The 17,191-nt window shown below is 36.1% G+C and carries 21 protein-coding genes; 12 read left to right on the top strand and 9 right to left on the bottom strand.

Annotated elements, in window-relative coordinates:
• The first annotated feature begins 26 nt into the window (after positions 1-26).
• The 5 genes from GJU43_RS19920 (at position 27) to GJU43_RS19900 (ending at position 3,047) form a co-directional block, all read left to right on the top strand.
• Entirely contained in the window at positions 27-821 is a 795-nt protein-coding gene (locus tag GJU43_RS19920) for an SDR family NAD(P)-dependent oxidoreductase (RefSeq protein ID WP_154343279.1), read from the top strand.
• 271 nt (positions 822-1,092) lie between these two features.
• Positions 1,093-1,611: a DUF4304 domain-containing protein gene (locus GJU43_RS19915; protein WP_154343278.1), complete on the top strand. Its 519-nt coding sequence runs from the start codon at positions 1,093-1,095 to the stop codon at positions 1,609-1,611.
• A 202-nt stretch (positions 1,612-1,813) separates the two neighbouring features.
• Positions 1,814-2,251, top strand: a complete 438-nt coding sequence (locus tag GJU43_RS19910) for a hypothetical protein (protein ID WP_154343277.1) — start codon at positions 1,814-1,816, stop codon at positions 2,249-2,251.
• Positions 2,252-2,362: 111 nt separating this feature from the next.
• Positions 2,363-2,635 carry a hypothetical protein gene (locus GJU43_RS19905; RefSeq protein WP_154343276.1) on the top strand — a complete coding sequence of 91 codons (273 nt, stop codon included), beginning with the start codon at positions 2,363-2,365 and terminating at the stop codon, positions 2,633-2,635.
• 70 nt (positions 2,636-2,705) lie between these two features.
• On the top strand, positions 2,706-3,047 hold the full coding sequence (locus tag GJU43_RS19900; RefSeq protein WP_154343275.1) for a hypothetical protein: 342 nt from the start codon (positions 2,706-2,708) through the stop codon (positions 3,045-3,047).
• A gap of 196 nt (positions 3,048-3,243) precedes the next feature.
• On the opposite strand, the gene GJU43_RS19895 is transcribed toward GJU43_RS19900, so the two are convergent.
• On the bottom strand, positions 3,244-3,669 hold the full coding sequence (locus tag GJU43_RS19895; RefSeq protein WP_154343274.1) for a helix-turn-helix domain-containing protein: 426 nt from the start codon (positions 3,667-3,669) through the stop codon (positions 3,244-3,246).
• Between the two features lie 300 nt (positions 3,670-3,969).
• Between GJU43_RS19895 and GJU43_RS19890 the strand changes: the two genes are divergently transcribed.
• The 6 genes from GJU43_RS19890 to GJU43_RS19865 all read left to right on the top strand — a co-directional run bounded on the left by GJU43_RS19890 (position 3,970) and on the right by GJU43_RS19865 (position 9,674).
• A complete protein-coding gene (locus GJU43_RS19890) occupies positions 3,970-4,743 on the top strand; it encodes an alpha/beta fold hydrolase (protein WP_154343273.1) in 774 nt (257 codons plus the stop codon).
• 39 nt (positions 4,744-4,782) lie between these two features.
• On the top strand, positions 4,783-5,601 hold the full coding sequence (locus GJU43_RS19885; protein WP_154343271.1) for an alpha/beta fold hydrolase: 819 nt from the start codon (positions 4,783-4,785) through the stop codon (positions 5,599-5,601).
• Between the two features lie 30 nt (positions 5,602-5,631).
• Entirely contained in the window at positions 5,632-6,429 is a 798-nt protein-coding gene (locus tag GJU43_RS19880) for an alpha/beta fold hydrolase (RefSeq protein ID WP_154343269.1), read from the top strand.
• 112 nt (positions 6,430-6,541) lie between these two features.
• Complete coding sequence (locus GJU43_RS19875; RefSeq protein WP_154343370.1) at positions 6,542-7,399, top strand: alpha/beta fold hydrolase; 858 nt, start codon at positions 6,542-6,544, stop codon at positions 7,397-7,399.
• A gap of 135 nt (positions 7,400-7,534) precedes the next feature.
• Positions 7,535-8,116, top strand: coding sequence for a Crp/Fnr family transcriptional regulator (locus GJU43_RS19870; protein ID WP_154343267.1), 582 nt, complete (start codon positions 7,535-7,537; stop codon positions 8,114-8,116).
• Positions 8,117-8,150: 34 nt separating this feature from the next.
• Positions 8,151-9,674 carry a S10 family peptidase gene (locus GJU43_RS19865; RefSeq protein WP_154343265.1) on the top strand — a complete coding sequence of 508 codons (1,524 nt, stop codon included), beginning with the start codon at positions 8,151-8,153 and terminating at the stop codon, positions 9,672-9,674.
• Positions 9,675-9,838: 164 nt separating this feature from the next.
• Here the strand turns inward: GJU43_RS19865 and GJU43_RS19860 are convergent, their stop codons facing one another.
• The 5 genes from GJU43_RS19860 to GJU43_RS19840 form a co-directional block, all read right to left on the bottom strand.
• The gene (locus GJU43_RS19860; RefSeq protein WP_195760073.1) at positions 9,839-10,750 is read right to left on the bottom strand and encodes an adenylate/guanylate cyclase domain-containing protein; all 912 of its coding nucleotides are present in this window, start codon (positions 10,748-10,750) and stop codon (positions 9,839-9,841) included.
• A gap of 306 nt (positions 10,751-11,056) precedes the next feature.
• Positions 11,057-11,905: an alpha/beta fold hydrolase gene (locus GJU43_RS19855; protein ID WP_154343261.1), complete on the bottom strand. Its 849-nt coding sequence runs from the start codon at positions 11,903-11,905 to the stop codon at positions 11,057-11,059.
• Positions 11,906-11,961: 56 nt separating this feature from the next.
• A complete protein-coding gene (locus tag GJU43_RS19850) occupies positions 11,962-12,516 on the bottom strand; it encodes a carboxymuconolactone decarboxylase family protein (RefSeq protein WP_154343259.1) in 555 nt (184 codons plus the stop codon).
• A gap of 17 nt (positions 12,517-12,533) precedes the next feature.
• Entirely contained in the window at positions 12,534-13,100 is a 567-nt protein-coding gene (locus GJU43_RS19845; protein ID WP_154343257.1) for a cupin domain-containing protein, read from the bottom strand.
• 12 nt (positions 13,101-13,112) lie between these two features.
• On the bottom strand, positions 13,113-13,334 hold the full coding sequence (locus tag GJU43_RS19840; RefSeq protein ID WP_154343255.1) for a 2TM domain-containing protein: 222 nt from the start codon (positions 13,332-13,334) through the stop codon (positions 13,113-13,115).
• 188 nt (positions 13,335-13,522) lie between these two features.
• Between GJU43_RS19840 and GJU43_RS19835 the strand changes: the two genes are divergently transcribed.
• Positions 13,523-14,098, top strand: a complete 576-nt coding sequence (locus tag GJU43_RS19835; protein WP_154343253.1) for a Crp/Fnr family transcriptional regulator — start codon at positions 13,523-13,525, stop codon at positions 14,096-14,098.
• Between the two features lie 11 nt (positions 14,099-14,109).
• On the opposite strand, the gene GJU43_RS19830 is transcribed toward GJU43_RS19835, so the two are convergent.
• The 3 genes from GJU43_RS19830 to GJU43_RS19820 all read right to left on the bottom strand — a co-directional run bounded on the left by GJU43_RS19830 (position 14,110) and on the right by GJU43_RS19820 (position 17,143).
• On the bottom strand, positions 14,110-15,099 hold the full coding sequence (locus GJU43_RS19830; protein WP_154343251.1) for an aldo/keto reductase: 990 nt from the start codon (positions 15,097-15,099) through the stop codon (positions 14,110-14,112).
• Between the two features lie 17 nt (positions 15,100-15,116).
• Entirely contained in the window at positions 15,117-16,217 is a 1,101-nt protein-coding gene (locus GJU43_RS19825) for an alkene reductase (protein WP_154343249.1), read from the bottom strand.
• Between the two features lie 101 nt (positions 16,218-16,318).
• Positions 16,319-17,143 (bottom strand): DJ-1/PfpI/YhbO family deglycase/protease, encoded by an 825-nt coding sequence (locus tag GJU43_RS19820; RefSeq protein ID WP_154343247.1) that lies wholly within the window; start codon positions 17,141-17,143, stop codon positions 16,319-16,321.
• Positions 17,144-17,191: the final 48 nt, after the last annotated feature.

The following is a 17,191-nucleotide window of genomic DNA, read 5'->3' as shown; positions in this document are numbered from 1 at the left end:
CATTACAAAAATAAAATAATAAAAAAATGAATTTAAAATTAGAAGGAAAAAAAGCTTTCATCAGCGGTTCAACACAAGGAATAGGATTTGCAATTGCGCAACAGTTATTAAGCGAAAAAGCAGAAGTCATCATTAATGGGCGACATGAAGAAAAAACAAATCAGGCTGTTAAAAAATTAAAAACGGAATTCCCCAATGCTGTAGTATCAGGCGTAACGGCTGATTTTGGAAATAAGGATGAAGTCGAAACTTTACTAAATAAATTAGAAGATATAGATATCTTAATCAATAATGTTGGACTTTTCGAGCTAAAAGCCTTTGAAGATATTGAGGATGAAAACTGGTACAGGATATTTGAAATAAATGTTATGAGTGCCATGCGACTATCAAAAAAAATTTTACCCCAAATGCTTCAAAAAAAATCAGGAAGAATCATTTTTATCAGCAGTGAATCTGGAGTGAATGTTCCGGAAAACATGATTCACTATGGAATGACCAAATCGGCCATGATGGCTCTTAGCAACGGATTGTCAAAATTAACCAAAGGAACAGAAATCACGGTAAATACCATTTTAGGCGGTCCGACATATTCCGAGGGGGTTGCATCTGCAATTGAACAAATTGCCTCGTCGCAAAATATAGAAGTCGGGCAAATGAAAAGTATTATCATACAACAAACTAATCCACATTCGTTATTGCAGAGATTTATAAATCCATCAGAAATTGCAGCTCTGGCCGCTTATCTTTCAAGCCCGCTTTCAATTGCAACAAATGGCGCCTGCCTTAGGGCAGATGGGGGTGTTTTAAAAACTATCTTATAGAACAAAAGCAGTAAGTCCCGCTCGTGAACGCGAAGTTGTCTTGTCCTGGAAAAGTTTACATATTTATACTAAACTCTAAAATAGATTTACTTGTCTTAACGAGCGAGAGGCTCGCCGGTACAGGGCTATACGTAATTACGAAGTTTATGAGCACTGGAAAACTCTATTTCACGAAGAAATAGTATCTTGGCAGAGAAAACTCAGTTCGCTTGCATTCGCAACCGAAGTTTAGCTACAAAAAGTTATAGCAAGCATAAACCGAAAAGATTAAATGACAACAGCAAAAGATATACAGATCGACTTTATAAAAGCTTATTTAAAACCAACATTGAAAGCATACGGTTATAAAACAAGTGGACAGACTTGGTGGAAAAATATGGGAGACTTCTTTATTGTTATTAATCTTCAAAATTCTCAATGGAACAGTAAAGAGCAACTAAGCTTTTGTTTAAATATTGGTGTGGCATTAACAGAAAAACTTGCGGACAAAGACAAAAAGAAAGCAACATATTTTGACTTGGCGACACAAGTTCGGGAAGATGCGTACTTGACAGAGGAAAGACAACAAGTAAAAAAATCTCACGGAGGTTGGCTTGGCTATAAAATCACCGACACAACAAACCTGACAGAATTTATAGCAGATTTTAAAATTGACTTGGAAAATAACATCTTAAAGATACTTGATGGATTTAAAACGCTATCTGATTGTGTTACTTTTTATGAGAAATTCAGTTTCTGGGACGAAAATTTGAAAAGACAAATTGAGGAATGTGGACTGAGATTAAACTAATAGAAATACCTGCCTACAACGGATTTAGGTAATGGCTCATGGAAAAATAGTTTTGTATTAGATGATTTAAAATCCGAAAAATCAACTTAATTTAGTTCCAAACCTGCTGTAGTACAAGAACGTTATTGTCAAGTAGCTAAACAAAAAAACAAAACGAAAATATGAAGTATTTAAAAATATTTTTAATTTCAATGGGGATATTATGCTCAATAATATTCTTTTATTTGTTTTATTCTATTCTATTCTTCAAATTAGCTCGACATTTGAACCTCTTGAAGAATATAATTATTCCGTTTCAAAATTAAATTTAGAAAAATCATTGCGTACTTTAAGATTATCGGATTCCAGAATTGTTTATCAAATTACAGACACAACGGGCTCCAAGGAATATGGGTATAAATACTATGTTACACTTTTATTTAAAAAATCTAGCATTCAAAATTTTGAATATAATTTAAATTACGAAGAACAAACGGTTTTTTGGAAAAATTCAAATACACTAAAACTGAATTTGGTTGGAGCTTTTGATAAATCGAAAAATACTGGTGGATATCAAAAAAGCGATGAAGATGTTCCGAAATTAATTGAGATATTTGAAACAGATATTTTGCCAAAAATCAAGAAACAAACCAGCCACTAACATCTACCACAAAAGATTTGTGCAATTAGCTAATGGAAAGTTGATTTTGGAAAATCGGTATAATGGACTTAATTTAGTTCCAACATTCAGAACTTTGAACTCAAAATACAAATGAACATATTAAAAAAGATAGCAGGTATTATAATATTACTATTTACAATTTTACTTTGCTTTCCTGCCGTATATGCGTTTCCAATACAATTTGAAAATTGCAGGAAAAAATTTGAAGCAGGAGTAGTGGGAGCTCCCGGTTACGCAATTGGATTTCTTACTTGTTTTATATTTTTTGTTCTCATTATATTCTTTTTAATAAAGTTAAGTGTGAAGTTAATCAGAAAGAAAAAAAATAATGCTACGCCAATTGAAGAAATAGGCAGTGAATAATAGATGGCTAAGAGCTAATACGTCGTTAGCCGTTAGTTTCGCAGATTGCATAAAATACAAAAAAATAAATATGAGTGAATTAATTAAAACTTCAGAAAATAAAGAAAAGGAACTTGAAGAACAGTTAAAAAGACTTCCAAAAGAAAAATGGAAAATATGGAGATTAATTGCAGTAGGGATTTTTATGCCTTTTGTTGGTCCATATATTCCAATGAGAAAAGGAATGTTAGCAGATAGAATGGGTTATCAAGATGCTGTATTATTATTTGCTGCTCTTTTATTATTTGTTGTTCCGATAGGCTGTTATATGCACTTTCAAAAAATTAATAATGAAATATTTGATGCCGAATGCGAACTTGAAAATTTAAAGCGGCAAAATAAACTGAATCTACAGAATAAGATTTCAGAATAGACAAATAAAAACATACCTCTGTCTCATTCTAAAAAGTTTCCAGATTTACACTAAATCCTAAAATAGATTTACTTGTCTTCACGAGCGGGTCGCCTGTAGCAGTGGTGATTTCGAAGGATTCTATTTTTCTATATTTCAAAAAAACAAAAAAGAGACTCGAGTCTCTTTTTTTACATCAATATATTTTTATAAAAACTTATTTGTCTTTAAGTAATTTTTCCAAATAAGTAATTTTCTCTTTTTCTGCCTGTAATAGCCGCTCATACAATTTTTTGTTTTCATCTACTGATTCCATTAATTTGTCGAGTGGATTAAAGGTGCAAACATTATTATTTCCAAAATTAGCCCCTTGGCTATTACTGAAATCATTTTCAGTAAAGGTATTAAAGTAATTAAATACGCCTTCTTCCGAGAAATTTTTAATGGCCTCAACACTTACGCCAAGCGCTTTTGCCACTTCAATTAGTTTTTCTTCTTCTATTGTTTCGCTATTTTCCATAATAGACACCGCTTGTTGGTTGGTTCCTAAAGCTTGCGCCAGTGCTTCCTGTTTCATGTCTTTCAGTTCGCGAATACGGCTAATTTTTCGCCCTATATGGTTTGGTTTTGTAAGTGTGCTCATAATTCAAAGATAATAATTAAGTGTAATAAGAGACCAAATCTGGAAAACATATTTTTTGATGTACCGTATAAAAAAAAAATATTTTAATGTACAAAAATCTATTTCTCATCCGTAGCAAAAATAAGATTTTTCGTATTATAAAAAAGAATATCCGTGAAAAATATATCCAGGAACAGGATACAAACAATTTAAAACAGACAGCAGCACGAAAAAAATAAGTGAAATTTCATTACTTGCCGTAAGACAAGTTCTGCAGGTTTTATTCCCCCTTTCTTTGCATAGTATTAAACAAATAAAATTATGCAAAACGAAAAAAACAACACACAGAAGGAATTAAGTTCATCATCTTCAAAAAGTACCAATACCATTGTAATTGTGCACGAAGCATGGTCATCTGCTAATGACTGGCATCATGTGGCCGGTTATCTTACCTCTGAGGAGACGAACCTTATTGTAGTAAATCTTCCGGGTCATGGTACCGATGAAACACCTGTATCGAAAATTAGTTTACAACTTTATGTATACGAAGTTTTAAAAGCGATTGGCAATGCAACAAATGTTACCCTGGTAGGTCACAGTTTTGGCGGAATAGTGGTAAGTGAAGTAGCAGAGCTGATTGCTCCGCAGCTAAAAAAACTAATTTACATTGCTGCCTATGTTCCTAAAAATGGAGATAGTTTGCTGTCAATTGCGCAAACTGATTCGGAAAGTCTTGTAGGTCAAAATCTAATTGTAGATGAGCAGGCAGGAGTTGCGAGTATCACTAAAGAAGCAATTACAAACGTTTTTTTAGCTGATGCGCCAAAACCGGTGGCAGAATATGTAACCAATAACCTGAGACCGGAACCGTTGGCTCCACTATCATCTGAAGTTACCTTAACAGAGGCTAACTTCGGGAATGTTACCAAAGTATATGTACATAGCCAAAATGACCATACCATTGGTTACTCCCTTCAGCAAAGAATGGTTAAAGAGGCGGGGATCTTAAGAACGTACTCCCTTCCCTCAAGCCACACACCATTTATTGTATTTCCTCAAATACTTTCCGCAATTATCACGCTGGAAGCTAAATAAACACATTTCAAAAATAAATAACACTTTAATAGTACAATCATGAAAAAAATAAAATTGATTCAACTTGCCCTTGTTGCCTGTATTTTCATCTTATCATCCTGCTCAAGTGACGATAAGCAGCCCGAAAATCCTAAAAATTATGTACTTGTGCACGGAGCATGGCAGGCTCCCTTTGTATGGCAGGAAGTAAAAGCTAACCTTGAAAAACAGGGTAATAAAGTCATTGTTGTGGAGTTACCGGGACATGGTGATGATCACACTTCTCCAGGTGCAATAACACTGGACGTTTACAAACAAAAAGTAATAGATGCAATTTCTACAATAGATGGAAAAGTGATTTTAGTAGGCCATAGCCTTGGCGGTATGATCATTTCTTCGGTTGCGGAAACGATGCCTTCTAAAATTGAAAAACTGGTTTATGTTGCTGCTTATTTACCGGTTTCAGGCCAAACATTAAAAGAGTTGGCAGACACAGACCGCGATTCTCAGCTTGGGGCCGAAGGAGCCTTGATTTTTGATACTACCGCATACACTGTCGGTGTAAAACCGGAGCTGATCGTGAATCTATTTATTCAGGATGGTACTCCTGAAATTCAAAACCTTGTAGTTAAAAACTATAGAATAGAACCTTTAATTCCATTTATTAATCCTGTAACGCTTACGGAGCAAAATTTTGGATCAGTTAAAAAAGTATACATCAAAACGTTACAGGATCATGTTGTATCACCGTATTTACAAAACAAAATGATTTCAACCGGAAAAGTTGACGCTGTGTATGAAATCAATACAGGACATAGTCCATTCCTTTCACAACCCAAAGAGCTGTCTTCAATCTTGACAAAACTAGCAGCCAACTAAACATTCAAAATAACAAATAACAAATAGATCATGAAAAATTCAATTTTAGTATTGGCAATGCTATTGCTTACCACTATTACAGCTTCCTCACAAACGAATAAAGCTAAAAACGAAAACACAATTGTAATAATCCATGGGGCATGGTCATCGTCAAATGACTGGCAGCACGTTTCAGAGGATTTAATTGCCGGCGGTAATTCGGTTATTGCTGTTAATCTTCCGGGACACGGAAGCGACAATACTCCAATTTCTTCTATTAGCTTAAAACTTTATGTTGATGAGGTTAAGAAAGCCATTGGAAGCAAACAAAATGTTGTGCTGGTTGGACATAGCTTTGGTGGAATTGTGGCAAGCCAGGTTGCCGAAGAGATTGCGCCTCAGCTAAAAAAGATAATTTACATTGCGGCTTATGTACCAAAAAACGGAGAAAGCCTGTTAACTATCGCTCAAACGGATGCAGAGAGCCATGTGGGTAAAAATCTTATTGTAGATGAAAAAGCCGGCATTGCGAGTATAAAAAAAGAAGGTATAGCAGATGTTTTCCTTGCTGATGCTCCTAAGCAGGTGGCAGACTATGTAAGCAATAATTTAAAACCTGAGCCATTAGCACCTTTAGCTACTCCGGTAATGCTGACTGACAGCAAATTTGGCAAAATCAATAAAGTGTTTGTTTACAGCTTAAATGACCATACCATAGGGTATTCACTTCAGCAAAAAATGACAAAAGATGCCGGTATAGAGAGATTATATTCCCTTCCGTCAAGTCATACACCTTTTATCATGTTCCCACATGTTTTGGCTCAAATCATAGCTTTGGAAGCAAAATAAAAAATCAATATCAATGTTAAGGATCGTTGTATTCAGTAATCTTCGGTTGAGTTTTTACGGAGATATAATGATCCTTCACTTAAATTATAAATAATAAAAACAAATGGAAACAATGGAAAATATTTTAGAAGCAGAAAAATTTACTCACAAGACTGCACCAACAAAATCTATAAACGTAAAGGGAAGTGATTTTACCTACCGTTCTTTTGGAAGAAAAGAAGGAATACCGGTAATATTTTTACAACATTTTACCGGAAACATGGATAATTGGGATCCAGAAGTTACAAATGCAATTGCCGATAAATATCCGGTGATACTCTTTAACAACAAAGGAGTTGGAAGTTCTAAAGGCACTACTCCTGATAATGTATCGGCGATGGCGCAAGATGCTGTCGATTTTATCCGCGCCTTAGGGTACAGTAAGGTGAACCTTTTAGGTTTCTCACTAGGTGGCTTTATAGGGCAGCAGATAGCTTCGGATTATCCTGAACTGGTAAATAAACTTATATTGGCAGGCACGGGATCTATAGGAGGAAAAGCGATCGCACAACTGGAATCACATCTGCAAAAAGCGTTTGTTGACGGACCTGACAGGGTTTTGATTAATCTTTTTTTCAGCAAAACGCCAAACAGTATTAAAGCTGGAGAAGATTTTTTAGCAAGACTGGCTGAAAGAGAAGTAGACAGGGATTTACCAACCAGTCAGGATACCATTGCAAGCCAGGCTAAAGCCATCATAGGCTATGGGTTAGCGACAGATGAAGACAGCAAACAGCTAAAGTCGATTAAGCAACCTGTACTTATTGTTAATGGGAATGATGATAATATGGTCGATTCGATCAATTCATACCTGATGCTTCAGCATATTCCGAACGCAAAATTGGTATTGTGGAGTGATTCAGGTCATGGCGGGATTTTTCAATATAGCGAAGATTTTACACGCGAGGTGAATGCATTCTTGTTAAATTAAGTTGTTCACAGGCAATCTATATAAATTTACGGGTAAAACAGGCTGTTATGTTATTATGGAATATAATTTTCTATAACTTGCACAACCCATAGCAGCCCGTTATACTAGTGGAAGTCTAAATTAAATATCAAATAAATGGACAAACAGGGACTAAAAAATTACATCATAAAAAATTTGCCATTTCCGGATCAGACTTTAGATCATGTGGTAGAATATTTTGAAGAGATTACGATTTCAAAAGACGATTTTTTTCTTAAAGAAGGAAAAATAAATGAGCATTATTTCTTTTTGCAGAGCGGTTTTATGAGAGCCTTTACCTATGACACCAATGGAAATGAAATAACTACGAATTTTTATCAAAAAGACAGTGTAGTATTCGAAGTTTCATCATTTTACTTAAAAACCAAATCAACGGAGAATATTCAGGCGGTTACAGATTGCAGAGGTTATGCCATTAGCTACGAACAATTGAATTTACTGCTGCATGACATTCCGGAATTTAGGGCTTATGGGGTAAAAATGCTGGCCAGAGAATATGTATTGTATAAGAAAAGAGCGTTAGAACTCATTAATCTTAGCGGTGAAGCCCGATATGAAAATCTGATCACTACCAATAAGGAAGTATTTCAATTTGCCCAGCTCAAACAAATAGCTTCTTATCTAAATGTTACGGATACTTCATTAAGCAGAATTAGACGGGAATTTTTAAAAAAATAGACCAAATTTGTTATTCACTTCAATAAATTATCAGATGCCAAATCCTGCCAGATTTTTTCTAATCGCTTTTTTTTCTTTCTTTTCATTATTTCTTTTTAGCCAGGAAAAGGCAGGGGAAGAAGCGATGACTAAAAAACAGCTTGCCTTCAGTACAAAACACACCATTAGAAGTAACGGAAAGCCTTTGCATTTTACAGCAATAGCGGATGAAATAGTTCTAAAAAACGATGAGCATAAAATTATAGCCAGTGTATTTAGTTTTTCGTATCTGAAAAAGAATCAAAACAACGAAGTCAGACCTGTCGTTTTTATATTCAATGGCGGCCCCGGATCATCATCCATTTGGCTGCATCTGAGCAGTATTGCGCCCTGGAAAGTAAAATTGACTCCCGAAATTAATTCCTCTAATTTGCCTCCTTTTGGATTAGAAGAGAATACAGATTGTTTGCTGGATGTAGCAGATCTGGTTTTTATTGATCCTGTGGGCACTGGTTTCAGTCGCATTATTTCTCCGGGTACACCTCAGGATTTTTATGGAGTAGATCAGGATGCTGAATCGATGGCGCAATTTATAGAAAAATGGTTAATTAAAAACAATAGGTGGAATTCGCCAAAGTTTCTTATTGGCGAAAGCTACGGAAGTCAGAGGGTTTCTGTTCTTCCCAGAGCACTTATGGGCGGAGTACTGTATTCGGGGGTAATGAGAGGCATAACACTAAATGGGATTATTATGTTGGGAACCACCCTGGAATCGCCCTTAAAAAAGCGGACCTCTGATGAAAAAGCAGAAAGGGCAGTAGCATTACTTCCAACCTTAGCAAAAACAGCCTGGTATTATAATAAAACAGACAAGACGTTATATTCTTATGATGAATTTCAAAAAGAAGTTATAGCATTTGCAAAAAAAGACTATTTCAATGCACTGCTACTGGACAATCAGCAAAAACTTTCAGCAACGGAAAAGAGTGTTATTATAGAAAAGCTTTGCGCATACACAGGACTTTCCGGAGATTTTTTTTCATCAACTCTTGAAATAGCTCCAAATCTTTTCGCAGACAGCCTTTTGTCAAAAGAAAAGCTACAGATTGGCTTATACGATACAAGATACAATCTTCCACTCGCACATTCGGGTAATGATCCGGTGGCAGACGATCCGGCAATGGGACAATATGTTCCCGGATTTACTGCTGCATTTAGAGAGCTGCTGGTTTCAAAATTAAACATTGATATTCAGGATCCGTATAAAACGATTGACTGGAAAAATGTTTCGTTTCAATGGCAATGGCCGCGAAAAGAGACAAAAGAAGGCCCTGACTTTACAGACGATTTAAATGTTGTGTTACGCAGAACTCCAAATCTAAAAGTATTTATAGCCGCAGGAAGCTATGATTTGTCAACTCCGTCAGGCTATGCAAAGAATACGGTAGAAAAAGCAAATTTTCCTGCCGGCAGGGTCATTTTTAAAGAGTATGAATCGGGTCATATGTTATATCTGGGCGATACCGGAAAGTTATTTAGTGATGATTTACGATCTTTTATTTTAAGTAGCTCTAAGTGAAATATCTGATTTTAAAAATCAGTCTGGTTATCAGGAAGAATAGAGAAGGAGCGACGTTAATTATATTAGGATTTAATGCGTGTAGATATATGATTTTTCGTTTTTTTTAGCAAATCTTGCGAAATTCGTATTGCTTACTTCTAATTGATTTCTTCTGATTACATTTAATTCAGGGTAAATAATTCGAATTGCCCGTCCTTACCCCTCAGGGTATTTTTCCCAACAGATTCTACCTTATAGTAAGGAGCAAGGTCAAGCTTCTTAGTAAGTGAATCTGATACCAGGATAGCTACACCATAATTATTACAAAGACCTTCAATTCGTGCTGTGGTATTCAGTACATCGCCAGTAAATATGATTTCCTTTTTTAACACACCTATTTCTCCGGTGGTAACTTTTCCACAATGCAGTCCTGCTTTAAATTCGGGTACTAAGCCATATTTTTCTTTATACACAGATGATTTGTCCCGTAAGGATTCTCTCATGGCAAAAAAACATCGTATGCAAGTATTGTTTTTAAGACCTTTTTCTAATTTCCAGGATATAATCATTTCATCACCGGCATATTGGTATATCTCACCAGAATAGTCAATTACAGGATCGCTCAGATCTGAAAAATACTCCTGGAGCATCTCAAAATAGATGACATGTCCCAGTTTTTCTGCAATCTGTGTAGATGATTTCATATCCAGGAACATAAATATCCGCTCTTCTTCTACAGGCTTATAATACTTTCCCAGAAAAAAATTACTTAGCATGCTTGTGCCCATACTTTCACTTACCTCAGTATAAAACTGCGTTATAAGGATGACGCTCGCCAGGTATGTTAAGATTCCGAGAAACGAATAATCCGTAAAGAAGCTCCACATTCCCCGCCAAAAGACCTTGTTAGAAATTGCCGCGAGCATTTCATTATTAGTGGTAAGGAATATTATGAAGAGTAAGGACAAAATGATAACCAGGTAAATAGAAGATTTATATAAAATCTTTTTTGAGAAGCAATTGTGACTGAACCATTTATTGATGTAAAGGATTTCCAGAATGCCTATTATGGTTCCAAATGTAGTGGCCAGCATTGGAATTACTATTATATTGCGGCTAAATATATATGGATTCTGTGATGATGGATAAAAGTTCAGATTACCTAGCAGACCTCTTTCAAGAACGGTATAAATTAAGCTAAATACAAGCCATATGATAGCAAATGGTAAAATGCGATTAATGTTTCTCTTGTATTTTGGTGTTATGATCATCTAAGTTGTTAAATCTCAAAGATATTCATTTTACGTGTAATTATATAGTACTAAAATTGGAAACCCCCAAAGTATTATTTGGAGGTTTTTAGTGCAAATGCATAATTCATTTTTTAAAATTTCAAACCTTTACTTCATAAATATTTCTTTAAGCAATTTTGTAAGTTTATCAGATTTAGATATAAAAGGACTATGTCCTGAATTGATGGTATAAATATTTGTGATGCCTGCCTCCTTTGCCATCTGCTGTTGAAAACTATATGTTATCGTATTATCCTCAGTGGTGTGAATATAATATTTTTGACCTGCTGCATTATAATCTATACTCTTATAGTTCAAAGGTGTTCCGAGAGGAATAGTAGGTTCTGCTTTGTAGCGGGCTACTAAAAACTGTTTTTGAGCATCTGTGCCGTCCTGACAAAATATTTTCGGAAGATTAATTTCCGGATTGACAATGCCTGCTAATGTCTGATCATCTGAAAGTTGTAAAGATGGCGGTAAAAGAGAGGATGTATCCATTTGAGAGTAATCCAGAACACTTTTCCCGCTTTGAGGAATAAAACCAGCTACATACACTAATTTTTTAATTTTTTGTGGTATTTCAGCAGCTGTTTGTGTAATAACAGCACCTCCAAGGCTATGCCCCACTAAAATTACGGGCTCATTGTAGGCGTTAATGGCTTTTTTTACTTCATCAACATACATCTGAAACGAAACCTGATAAGCAGGAGTAGTATCATCTCCGTGTCCAGGTAATTTTACAACAGTTACGTTGTAACCGGCAGCTTTTAAGTCAGCTTCAGTTTGATCCCATACGTATGATGCCTGCCAGGCGCCGTGTACCAGTACAATTGGAGATTTCTTAGAAGTTGCATCATTATCGTCTGAACATGATGCACTTGAGATTGTAGTAAACAACAACAGAACTATTTTTGATATTGTTTTTAAGGATTGCGATTTGATTTTTGATTTTTTCATTGTTTCTAAAATTTTCAAAGTATTTAATTTTTTTAATTAAACCGGATGTTTTTTAGTTAGGAAATAACATCAAAACCATTTAAAACAGTTGCAAGTAGGGCATAAGCGCCAACTAAAAATATAAGTTCGGCAACACCTTCTTCTCCTAATAAATCCTGAGCCAGATTATAGGAGGAATCCGGAACGATTCTGCCTTTTGCTAATGTAGAAGCGATTTCATAGGCTATAGCTTCTTCCTGATTCAATTCGACAGGACAAATGCCAGAGGCTAATGAAGCAACGGCTCTGGGCGAAAAACCGAGATGTTTTGCCATAATTTCATGTGCATAAAGTTCGAAACGTGCTCCATATGCTGCGCCTACCGTAAGAATCGCAACTTCCCGCACTTTCTTTGGAATAATGGCATGATGGTCTAATGAACGTACGAAGCTTAAAGCAGGAATTCCAAATTGTGGAAAGCGGAGCATTGGAGGGAATGGCCCCCTTAAAGCACCTTCTTTGTCCAGCATCGGAACCGGACCCTGACTGGACGTAATGAGTTTAACAACTTCCTCATGTACGTGCAGAACCTCAGAATTCATATTTTTTGGGTGAACAGGATTTACTCTCATAATTATGCTTTAGATTATTAAAGTTTTTCTTCAAATTGCCCGTCTATTAAGATAAATACAACACGACACTTTTTGCCTGATCTGTTGCTCCACGCATGATTTGTTCCCCGCTGTATAATAATGTCACCTGCTTTTGCAGTGGTTTCTCCCTCATCAACAATTAAGGTAAGTTCTCCTTCCAGGACAATTCCATAATCAATGGTCTCTGTTTTATGCATTAGTGGATGAGGCGCATGATCACCCGCTTTAGAAGCATCTTCTCCGCTCATGGTTTTGAAATGTCCCAAAGCTTCCTCCCGGGTAAGATTTCGTATTTCATCTCCTTCAGGAGGAAAGTCGATTACTCTTATGCGCGTGCCTTGTTTGGGTGGTCCTAAAATAAGTGCGTTTTCCTCTTCGTCTTTTGATATGTTATCAATTAAAGCCGGTGTTTGTCTGGTATTCCATATCTCATGAAATTTGGCACCGTCTGGTCCGCCAACCATGTAAGTTCTTGTCGGTATTTCATCTGATGCAATAATAGCTTTGCCTTCTGAATTATGTCCGGTTACGATGCGTCTGAATGTTGTACTATTGATTTCCATAATTTAAAAGATTTAGATTTTATTTTTTTTGAAAACAAATACTCCCAGATAGTGAAAAAATATTCCCACCGTCCAGGCAGGTATAGACCAGAGAGGCCATGGATAGGTTGTATCGGTCAGGTACCAAACGATCAATGTTACAGGTATCGCTAATAAGAATACAATAAAATGAATTCGAAATCCCAGTTTAGGGTTTCTGTTTGTTGTGCGATTATTGCTTAATTGAGTTCTCATGATTATTGGTTTTTAAAGATTATTAATTGGTTAAAATTGTGATTTTAATAAGATTACAGGACAAAGGTAGAGAGGAGGGTTTACTGTCGCCATTGACTTTGGTTAAGATCGGTTTAAAGAGAATAATTTTGTATTTAGCAGAATTAAATCTATTTTTAATAGCAATATTTTCTATTACCTCAATATTTATGGATGCAATTAAAAATACCATTACATCGTTTGTCGCTATGTCTGATGACGAATATAATTTGATGCTGCCCATCATCGAACGAAGGGACATAAAAAAAGATACTGACCTACTGCAGCAAGGCGAAATATGTCGTCATATCTATTTTATAGAAAGCGGATTTTTCAGAATGTTTTATGTAGACTATAAGGGAAACGAAATCAACTGCAGATTTGCCAAACCAAATGATTTTCTGGTTGATTTCGCTAGTTTCATTACTCAAAAAAAAGCCCAGTACCATTGCAGGGCGATGGAAGATTCAACAGTACTGGCCTTAGAATATGATAAAGTTGAAAATTTATACAATAGTTCTCCTAACTGGTCAAAATTCGGAAGACTTATTGCCGAATCAGCATACCTCTTAATTATTGAAAGAGAAGAAATGCTGCATTTTCAAACGCCGGAAGAACGATATAAAACGCTATTAAAAAAAGAGCCTTACCTTCTTCAGTTAGTATCACAAAATCAGCTTTCCTCTTACATTGGTATTAAACCTGAATCGCTAAGCAGACTTCGTAAAAGAATGGTAAGTAAATAAACGGCCCGTACTTACAAAGCAAGGTGAGTCAGTTCATTGTTTATGTTGCTTATTTCATTTTCCGTTAGGTCTATTTCTATGGCTTTGGCATTGCTAATAGCCTGCTCTTTATTTCGGGCACCTGCAAGTACCACTGTAATACCTGGCTGAAGGGTTGTCCATCTTAATACCAATTGTGCCAGACCAGCATTTTTTTCTTCGGCCAAAGGTTCAATTTTCTCAAGGAATGCCTTAACTTTTTCAGGATTGAATTGTCCGAAATAACCTTGACGGTGATCGTCTGATTTTAGCTGTTCTCCTTTAAAGTATTTTCCGCTTAACAGTCCTCGTTCTAACGGGCTATAGGCAATAATACCAATTTGGTTTTCAATCGCGGCCGGTACAAGACTTTCTGCAATACCACGATTGAGCATACTAAAAGGCATTTGGTTTGAGGCAAGCTGAATACTTTTTTGCGCTTCCAGCATCTGCTCTTTGTTATAATTACTAACACCTGCCGCACGTATTTTGCCCTGATCTATTAATAACTGAAGTGCCTCCATGGTTTCATCAACAGGTGTTGTCGAATCCGGCCAATGCAGCTGAAGTAAATCAATATAATCTGTTTTTAATCGTTTAAGACTTTCTTCAGCTTCTTTAAAGACATTCTCTTTGGAAGCATATTTATAAAGCGGATAACTTTTTCCATCGTGTTCCTGATTCCACATAAAATCTCCCATTCCTTTATTACTGCCATCCCAAACCATCCCAAACTTGGTTAACAGCTGTACTTTAGAACGATCAAGTTCTTTAATAGATTCGCCTATAAGTTCCTCACTGAGTCCTAATCCGTAAAAAGGCGCTGTATCAATAGTAGTAATACCATGATCGATTGACGCTAATATGGCTTCTTTTGCCTCTTTTTTTTCTGTTCCTCCCCACATAGTACCACCAATAGCGAAACTACCATAGGTAATTGCAGATAGTTGAAGGTCAGAATTCCCTAATTTTCTATATTCCATTTTATTTCTTTTTAGTATTAAAGATTTTTATACGTTTCCCAATCCGTATAGCCATGATTACCTAATCCGTAGTATAGATTTCGGTCGGGCGGAGTTAATTCCCAATTGTTTTCTAAACGTGCAACCAGATCCGGATTTGAGATAAAGGGTTCCCCAAAACCCGCAATATCAATTGTTCCTGCATTGATCAGCTTTTCAGCCTTTTCTTTAGTCATACTACCGGCTAAAATTATAACACCGTCATACCAGCTGCGGAACCGCTCCGGAAATCCGTCAGGCAAAGCATGGCTTCCTTTAGATTGCTGATCCATTAAATGTACATAGGCAAGATTTCTCTTCGTTAATTCGTTTGCGAGATAATGATAGGTAGCTTCAATTTCATCGTAATGAGGCAAATCGCCCAAGCCTCCGTAAGGTGTAAGTCGAATAGCAACTTTATCATTGCCTACAGCTTCTATAGCCGCATCAACGACATCTAATAAGAATTTGGAACGTTTTTCGATAGTCCCGCCATATTCATCTGTGCGGTTATTTACAAAAGGATTTAAAAATTGTTCGATCAGATAACCATTGGCTCCATGAAGTTCTACACCATCGAAACCCGCTTTTATTGCATTTTTAGCTGCTTTTACAAAATCATTAATCACGTCTTTGACTTCGTTTGTTGAAAGGGCTCTTGGTTTAGAAGAAATCACCGGACCTTCTTTTCCGTTTTCATCATATCCCCAGGCAAAAGAAGTGGTGGCCTGAATATCAGACGGACCAACCGGAGCAATACCTCCGGGTTGATTCGACGAATGAGATACTCTTCCCACATGCCATAACTGAGCAAATATTACACTGCCTTTTTCGTGTACCGCTTTGGTTACTTTTTTCCAGCCTTCCACCTGACCCGGGGTATACAATCCGGGAATATAAAGAACTCCTTTTGATGTCTCTGAAATTGCTGTTCCTTCCGTTATAATTAATCCGGCTCCTGCACGCTGCGAGTAATATAAAGCATTATCGCTATTAGGAATTCCATCAGCATTTCTCGCTCTTGTCATCGGAGCCATTGAAATACGATTTTTAAGTTTTAAAAAACCAAGGCTAACTGGTTTGAAAATATTTGTTTTCATTGTTTAAGAAGATAAATGCACTTTATTTTTATTTGTTATTTTAAAGAACAGACGATGGTACATCTGTTCTTTTTTTAGCTTGCAATTAATAATAGAGCGTATTATTTTTTAAGAAGCCAATTTTCAACGGCTCTTGAAAAATCTGCTACATCAATGGGATGTCTGCTGGTTATGATATTCCCATCTGTCACCACAGGTTGCTCCAATACAGTTCCGCCTGCATTTTTTAAATCAGACTGAATATTCCAGTATCCTGTTAGTTTTCTTCCTTTTAAAATATCTGCTGATGCTAATACTACCGGAGCGTGACAAATAGCTGCAATCAGTTTTCCGGATTTATTGAAATCCTGAATAAATTTAATAACGTCTTTGTCATAACGAAGGTTATCCGGATTCCAGGCACCGCCGGGAATAAACACAGCATCATAATCACTTACTTTAATCTGATCTGCCGTACGGTCAAATTTTAACCATCCAACTGGCTGTAGATACTGAATCGCCATTACATGTGTTTTTGCCAATTCAGGAAATGCAAGTCCGTAGCGCTCCGTAGCCGGGTTGTATTTGGGAGCTACTATTTCTATATCAGCTCCTAATTGCTTAAAATACCAAACCGGACCAGTTAATTCAATTTCCTCAAAACCATCTGCCACAATAACTGCTATTTTTTTTCCTTTTAAAGCAGACGTATTCTTTGGAGGAGTAAAGAAAAAATCTTTTAAAGCTTCATTTCCCGGAGCATTCAATAATTTTGATACCGGCATATTGACAACCGCAGACTGAGTAGACAGCTGATTCACCACTTCTAACTCACTAGAATAATTTGTTTTCATTTCATTTGTTTTTACTTTTACCTGAGCTTCTGCATTTAATACGGCAAGTACACTTGTTATACCTGCAACGATTATTTTGTTAATTGTTTTCATTTTTTTTGTTTTAATTGTTTTTATTAAGTGTGTTTGTAATTTATTTTT

The organism is Flavobacterium sp. LC2016-23 (assembly GCF_009674775.1).
GTDB lineage: Bacteria > Bacteroidota > Bacteroidia > Flavobacteriales > Flavobacteriaceae > Flavobacterium.
This window is presented reverse-complemented; position numbering and strand designations above follow the sequence as displayed.

What these genes read in the sequence shown, in the direction of transcription:
- GJU43_RS19920 (WP_154343279.1), top strand. Translation starts at nt 27, where the DNA reads ATGAATTTAAAATTAGAAGGAAAAAAAGCTTTCATCAGCGGTTCAACA.
- GJU43_RS19915 (WP_154343278.1), top strand. Translation starts at nt 1,093, where the DNA reads ATGACAACAGCAAAAGATATACAGATCGACTTTATAAAAGCTTATTTA.
- GJU43_RS19910 (WP_154343277.1), top strand. Translation starts at nt 1,814, where the DNA reads ATGCTCAATAATATTCTTTTATTTGTTTTATTCTATTCTATTCTTCAA.
- GJU43_RS19905 (WP_154343276.1), top strand. Translation starts at nt 2,363, where the DNA reads ATGAACATATTAAAAAAGATAGCAGGTATTATAATATTACTATTTACA.
- GJU43_RS19900 (WP_154343275.1), top strand. Translation starts at nt 2,706, where the DNA reads ATGAGTGAATTAATTAAAACTTCAGAAAATAAAGAAAAGGAACTTGAA.
- GJU43_RS19895 (WP_154343274.1), bottom strand. Translation starts at nt 3,669, where the DNA reads ATGAGCACACTTACAAAACCAAACCATATAGGGCGAAAAATTAGCCGT.
- GJU43_RS19890 (WP_154343273.1), top strand. Translation starts at nt 3,970, where the DNA reads ATGCAAAACGAAAAAAACAACACACAGAAGGAATTAAGTTCATCATCT.
- GJU43_RS19885 (WP_154343271.1), top strand. Translation starts at nt 4,783, where the DNA reads ATGAAAAAAATAAAATTGATTCAACTTGCCCTTGTTGCCTGTATTTTC.
- GJU43_RS19880 (WP_154343269.1), top strand. Translation starts at nt 5,632, where the DNA reads ATGAAAAATTCAATTTTAGTATTGGCAATGCTATTGCTTACCACTATT.
- GJU43_RS19875 (WP_154343370.1), top strand. Translation starts at nt 6,542, where the DNA reads ATGGAAAATATTTTAGAAGCAGAAAAATTTACTCACAAGACTGCACCA.
- GJU43_RS19870 (WP_154343267.1), top strand. Translation starts at nt 7,535, where the DNA reads ATGGACAAACAGGGACTAAAAAATTACATCATAAAAAATTTGCCATTT.
- GJU43_RS19865 (WP_154343265.1), top strand. Translation starts at nt 8,151, where the DNA reads ATGCCAAATCCTGCCAGATTTTTTCTAATCGCTTTTTTTTCTTTCTTT.
- GJU43_RS19860 (WP_195760073.1), bottom strand. Translation starts at nt 10,750, where the DNA reads ATGCTGGCCACTACATTTGGAACCATAATAGGCATTCTGGAAATCCTT.
- GJU43_RS19855 (WP_154343261.1), bottom strand. Translation starts at nt 11,905, where the DNA reads ATGAAAAAATCAAAAATCAAATCGCAATCCTTAAAAACAATATCAAAA.
- GJU43_RS19850 (WP_154343259.1), bottom strand. Translation starts at nt 12,516, where the DNA reads ATGAGAGTAAATCCTGTTCACCCAAAAAATATGAATTCTGAGGTTCTG.
- GJU43_RS19845 (WP_154343257.1), bottom strand. Translation starts at nt 13,100, where the DNA reads ATGGAAATCAATAGTACAACATTCAGACGCATCGTAACCGGACATAAT.
- GJU43_RS19840 (WP_154343255.1), bottom strand. Translation starts at nt 13,334, where the DNA reads ATGAGAACTCAATTAAGCAATAATCGCACAACAAACAGAAACCCTAAA.
- GJU43_RS19835 (WP_154343253.1), top strand. Translation starts at nt 13,523, where the DNA reads ATGGATGCAATTAAAAATACCATTACATCGTTTGTCGCTATGTCTGAT.
- GJU43_RS19830 (WP_154343251.1), bottom strand. Translation starts at nt 15,099, where the DNA reads ATGGAATATAGAAAATTAGGGAATTCTGACCTTCAACTATCTGCAATT.
- GJU43_RS19825 (WP_154343249.1), bottom strand. Translation starts at nt 16,217, where the DNA reads ATGAAAACAAATATTTTCAAACCAGTTAGCCTTGGTTTTTTAAAACTT.
- GJU43_RS19820 (WP_154343247.1), bottom strand. Translation starts at nt 17,143, where the DNA reads ATGAAAACAATTAACAAAATAATCGTTGCAGGTATAACAAGTGTACTT.